Here is a 5,637-nt window from a genome sequence, read left to right on the forward strand (position 1 = left end):
CGTTGCCGACTCCGACGACAAACATCGGGCCCAGGTTGAAGGTCCACTCCTGCATGACCAGGAACGCGTCTCCGACGGCGGCCAGGCCGGCGGCGGACTGATCGTCGGCGGCCGCGTAGTCCTGACGCAGCGTGACGACGGTGAGGACGGCGAGGATGCCGACACCGATGAAGACGCTCTCCATGATCCGGGCAGCGATGAAGCTGAGGCCGAGGTTGGGATACCGGTGCTTCACGACCGTGTACAGCGCGGTGGCAGAGCCGATGTTGGCGATGATGAGGATCGCCTCCATGAACGCGCCCCACAGGACGCGGGTGTCCTCTCCGGGGCCGGTGACGTAGTTGCCGTCGAACAGCGGCGGGTAGAACCCGATTTTGGCGGAGATCGAGGTGACGTAGGTGACGATGAAGAGCCAGCCGACGATGGTGGCTGCGCGTCGCGTCGGGTCCGCGGCCGGCTGACGGTCGACGGTGCGAGTGTGCTGGGTGGTGGTCATGCGTGCCTCCTGGTGGGTGGCCCGGGGTGAGCCGGGGCTGGATGTGGGTCGATTCAGGTCGATGGGCTGGGGTCGCTGGGGTTGTCGGGGTCGGTCTGGGTGACGGACAGCAGCGGGACCCCGAGGTCGCGGAACTTGTGCAGCAGTCCGTGCAGCGCGGCCTGGTCGGCGACCGGGCCGCGGAGGACGGTTATGCCGTCGTCGGTGTGGGAGAGGTCGAGGTCGTCGAACCAGGAAGACCAGCGGTCGTCGAGCCGGCCCTGGATGCGGATCTCGTACCAGTCGCCGTGATGTTCGTGCTGGGTGCTGCTCATGACCCGCAAGGTAGGAACGGCGCTGATGAGCGCGCGTCATCACAGGTGATGAGTGCGGTGATGAACTTCCTCGCGGAGACGTCCCGGGAGCCTGTCGGGTCGTTGGGTCAGAGGTGGAGCTGGTGGGCGCGTCGCACCGCGGCCCGACGATTGTTCACGCCGAGCTTGGCGTAGATGTGTTGGGTGTGGGTCCGCACGGTCGGCAGGGACACGCCCAGATGGCGGGCGATGGCGGGTCCGTCGAGGTCCGAACCGAGGAGTCGTAGGACATCGAGTTCGCGGCTGCTCAACGGCTCCACCAGCGACTCCAACGCGCCCGCCGTGGGCGGGTGCTCCGGACTCGCTGCACGAGGTCGACGCGTGCCGCCGGCTGCACGTGTCACCGTCTCCACGAAGCGGCCCGTTCCGCCAAGCTCGCCCAGCAGCTCCACTGCGCGGGGCCCTGCGTCCAGGAACGGACGCACCCAGCCGCCCGGCCGCGTCAGCCCGGCGGCCGTCTGCACTTGCGAGAGAGCCTCATCAGCACGGCCGGCGGTGTCGGCAGCGACGGCCAGGAGGAGCAGCGCCTCTACCCGTGCGGCCGTCCGCTGGGCGGTTGTCGCGGCATCGTGAAGACGTTCCAACAACTCAGCCGCCTGGTCGAGGTGGCCTGGGTCGCTGGTGGCGTGGTGCTCGGCCAGCAGCAGGCGTGCCAGGGTCAGGTGCTCGTACTCGTGTAGGTAGTCCAAGTCGTCGCCCGGAGCGACACCGGCGGTTGCGGCCCAGCTGCGGGCTGCTGCGAGCTCGCCGACCCGTAGGTGCAGTCGTGCCAGGACGGCCGGGACGGGACGGACGTTGGGTAAGAAGTCGCTGTTGAACACGCGCGCAGCCTCCGAGAGAAGGGCGGCCGCGGCGGCCGTGTCGCCCTCACTCTCCCGTAGGTGCGCCATCGCGACCCGCCATCGGTACGGCTGCTGTGGCAACCCGGCGGCCTCACCGAGGTCACCGGCCCGCCCCAGGTGCTGTGCTGCCTCCTGGTTGTCGCCTCGTTCCCAGGCCACGCGAGCCAGCGCCGTCCACATGTCGGCCGTCCCTCGCACGACCACTCGGCCAGGACCCCCCGGGTTCGCGACGGTGGCCTCAGCCAAGTCGAGAGCACGCTCCGCTGCGTCCTGCGCTGCGTCCAGGTTGCCGCGCTGCAGCTCGAGGTCGACCACGGTCACCGTGCAGGCCAGAGCATCCGAGACATGCCCCATCGCCGCAAGCCCCTGGGTGGCTGCCCGGTACGCGCGCAGGGCCGTGAGCAGGTCCCCGTTGGCCCAGGACACCAGACCTTTCAACGCCGACGCGGACGCCACCGTGAGCCCGTCGTCCGCCGCGGCTCGGGCCAGAGCGTCGTCGGCGTGGGCAAGGGTGGCGGGCACGTTCCCGCCGACCAGCGCCAACCCTGCCCGGTGCGTGGCTACCTGCGCCGGCAGCCGTGCCCACTCGGCCTCGTTGCGGATGGTCAGCGACTCGGGCGGGGACGACAGGGTGCGCTCGAGTGCGTCCAGCCGGTCACTGACGCCCTCAAACGTGTTGCTTGCCATCAGCGCGCCGACGAGGTTGCTGGCCAGTACCGGGCGTCGCGCCAACACCTCGGCCGGGACGAGTGGCACCCAGCTCCGCAGGAGACCTTCGGCACGCTGGCGGCGCAGCTCCGGGGTAGCCATCTCGATGAGGTCCGCGGCCCGGTCCAGGTCGCCGGCCGCGAACGCGTGCCGGACGGCCGCCTCCACCTCGCCTGCCGCGTCGTACCAGCCACTCGCCCGCCCGTGCAGGCCGGGAACATCCTCGGGGCGCTCGGCGAGCAGTCTCGCCTGCAACACGTCCCCGAACAGGTGGTGGTAGCGGTACCAGCGGCGGTGGTCGTCCAGTGGCACCAGGAGCAGGTTGCGCCGTTCGAACATCTCCAGCACCGCACTGCCGGGCATGCCGTCGGCGGGTCCGGTGACCGCATCGCAGAGCGGGCCGCACAGGCGGTCGAGCACCGAGGTGTCCAGCAGGAACCGACGGAGGTGAGCGGGCTGCTGGTCGAGCACCTCGTCGACCAGGTAGTCCACGACGTACCGGTCGTCCCCCGCGAACGAGGCGATGAACGCCGTCGCATCCTCCCGGCCACGCAACGACACGGCGGCGAGCTGCAACGCTGCCGCCCATCCCTCGGTACGCGACTCCAACGCCTCCACGTCACCGGCCGCCAAACCGAGACTGTGGACGCGGTTGAGGTACAGGCCGGTCTCCTCAGCGGTGAACCGCAGGTCAGCAGCGCGAAACTCGACCAATTGACCGCGGGCACGTAGACGCGACAAGGGCAACGCCGGGTCGGCACGAGTGCTGAGGACCAGGTGGAGCTGCGGAGGGCGATGCTCCAGCAGCAGTGCGACGCTGTCGCTGACCTCGGCGGTGTCGGCGAGGTGGTAGTCGTCCCACACCAAGGTCAGCGGGTCCGACCGCACACTCAGCTCGTTCACCAGGCCCGCGACCACCTCTTCGATCCCCGCGTTCCCGGCCTCGAGCAGCGTCAGGGCGACGCTCGCACATCCGGGGCTTGCTGCTTCCAGCGCATGCAGCGTGTACGTCCAGAACCGGGTTCCGTCGCCGTCGCGAGCATCCAGCGACACCCACGCCACTGGGGTGCCGTCATCGAGCGCCGCAGCGACCAAGGTCGTCTTTCCGAACCCCGCCGGCGCCGACACCAGAACCAATGCGGCGTCTCCTGCCCGCCTCAGCTCCTGGGTCAGCCGTGGCCGGTTCACCAGTTCCGTCCGGGTGCGCGGGAACGCCATCTTGGTGTGCACCAAGGCGTCAACCATCGGCACTCCCTTCCAGCGTCGACCCTGCTCGAAAGGGTAGGGGAGCACAGAACCAGTCCACCTGACCCATTCCGGTCAAGACCGGCACCCAACGAACCTGTTGCAGGCAGTGGCGACGGGTTTCATGCTGGTCACGTCGGGTCGTCGACGAGCCTCCGCATGGGCGAACCAAGCAGGGCAGGTCGGCGACAACACCCAGCGCTCGGGCGAACCTTGCGGAGCCACCTTGTCCGGTGCGATGCAACGCGATGCCGGTTCAGTCACCGCCACCGAACCCCACGCGTCTGAACGCGTGGGGTGGAGCTTCATCGTCCTGTACGCCGTCTCCTACACCGGCGGGTCCCTGCTCTTCCTCGCGCCGCTCCTGGTGTCCCTGGCTCTCAAGGTGAACGACCTCGTCGGCATCGACGCCGCCCCCCGCAACCTCGCACTGGTCACCGGTGTCGGGTCGCTCCTGAGCATCGTCGCCAACCCGCTGTTCGGCCGACTCAGCGACCGCACCACGTCCAAGAGGGGGATGCGGCGACCCTGGATGGCGACCGGCGTCACCGTCGGCGCCGCCGGCACTCTGATTGTCGCTATGGCCCCGAACATCGCGACCGTGCTCGTCGGCTGGTGCATCTGCCAAGTCTTCTTCAACGCCACCCTGGCCGCCCAGGCAGCCGTGCTGCCCGACCAGGTGCCCAGCCAACAACGCGGGCTGGTCTCGGGCCTCCTCGGACTCAGCGTCCCCGCCGCGTCGGTGGCCGGGACCTACCTGGTGCAGGCGTTCGACTACTCGACCGTCCTGATGTTCACCGTCCCGTGCGCCGTCGGAGGCATCGCGGTGCTCCTCTTCACTTGGCGCCTACCCGACAGACGCCTCGCCCCAGAAGACAAGCCGCCGTGGTCGCTTCGTGAACTGGCCAGGACGTTCTACGTGAGCCCTCGGCGGAATCCGGACTTCGCGTGGGCGTTCCTGTCCCGGTTCCTCCTCGTCACCGCGTACGCGTTCCTCGTCACCTACCAGGCCTACTACCTCATCGCGCAGGTCGGCAGCAGCGAGGACGCGGTGGCACGGCAGGTATACCTCGGCACCGTCACCCAGTCCATTGCCTTGGTAGCGGTCGCACCTGTAGCTGGACGGCTCTCCGACCGCCTGGGCCGCCGGAAGGTCTTCGTGATGAGTGCCGCCGCCACCTACGCGGTCGCCTTGTTCGTCATCGCCGGCGCCAGCACCGTGAGCGGGTATCTGGTCGGGATGGCTATCGGAGGGCTGGGGTTCGGCATGTACATGGCCGTCGACCTCGCGCTGGTCGTTGACGTCCTTTCGGACCCCCTCACAGCGGCCAAGGACCTGGGCGTCCTCAACATCGCCGGAGCCCTGCCGTTCGCTCTCGCCCCCGCGCTAGCACCCATCCTGCTTTCAGCAGGGCACGGCAGCTACGCCGTCCTGTACGCCGTTGCCGGAGCCTGTGCACTCGCAGGCGCGGCCGCAGTGGCACCCATCCGACGCGTCAAGTAGACCCAAGGCGATCAGCGCGAACCGCTCCCTTGCTGGTCAGAGTCGGTTGTCTCCAGCAGCGCGACGCATTCCACATGACCGGTCATCGGGAAGACCCCGATGCTATTGAGCGCGAACGCGAGCCTTTGCGGACAACTGCGTCCATCGGCCAAACTGGGCCGCTGACCTGCGGATTTACCACCTTGAGACGCTCGATGCGTCCGTACCTCTCTGCGCCCGTCCGCGATTCAAAGCGCGCCCGAAGTGCGCTATCGACGAGGCCGGTTCTGAGCTTCACAATCGATCACAGCGAGCGCCGATCGCGGTGCCCGGCCCCTATCCAAGGCCGCGCTCAACGACCGGGATCGACATCCCAGACGCGCGTCGCCCACACGGTCCACAACTCCCCCGCGGCCCGCAGCTTGGAAGTACGAACTCGCACACAGCGAGCGGCGAGACCCAGTTGCCGCCGGGGCCGCCCCGACACCCGACAGGACCGGAATCGAAACG

Annotated in this window: 4 protein-coding genes; 1 reads left to right on the top strand and 3 read right to left on the bottom strand. The window is 68.8% G+C overall.

What is annotated here, in order from left to right; translation table 11 throughout:
* From VF468_06610 to VF468_06620, 3 genes are all read right to left on the bottom strand, one after another.
* A partial coding sequence (locus tag VF468_06610) for a DUF4386 domain-containing protein (protein ID HEX5877977.1) occupies positions 1 to 496 on the bottom strand: 496 nt, incomplete at its 3' end.
* Between the two features lie 53 nt (positions 497 to 549).
* Positions 550 to 810, bottom strand: coding sequence for a hypothetical protein (locus VF468_06615; GenBank protein HEX5877978.1), 261 nt, complete (start codon positions 808 to 810; stop codon positions 550 to 552).
* 107 nt (positions 811 to 917) lie between these two features.
* A complete protein-coding gene (locus VF468_06620; protein ID HEX5877979.1) occupies positions 918 to 3,644 on the bottom strand; it encodes a LuxR C-terminal-related transcriptional regulator in 2,727 nt (908 codons plus the stop codon).
* 226 nt (positions 3,645 to 3,870) lie between these two features.
* On the opposite strand from VF468_06620, the gene VF468_06625 reads away from it, so the two are divergent.
* Positions 3,871 to 5,148, top strand: coding sequence for an MFS transporter (locus tag VF468_06625; protein HEX5877980.1), 1,278 nt, complete (start codon positions 3,871 to 3,873; stop codon positions 5,146 to 5,148).
* Positions 5,149 to 5,637: the final 489 nt, after the last annotated feature.

Source organism: Actinomycetota bacterium (genome assembly GCA_036280995.1).
GTDB lineage: Bacteria > Actinomycetota > CALGFH01 > CALGFH01 > CALGFH01 > CALGFH01.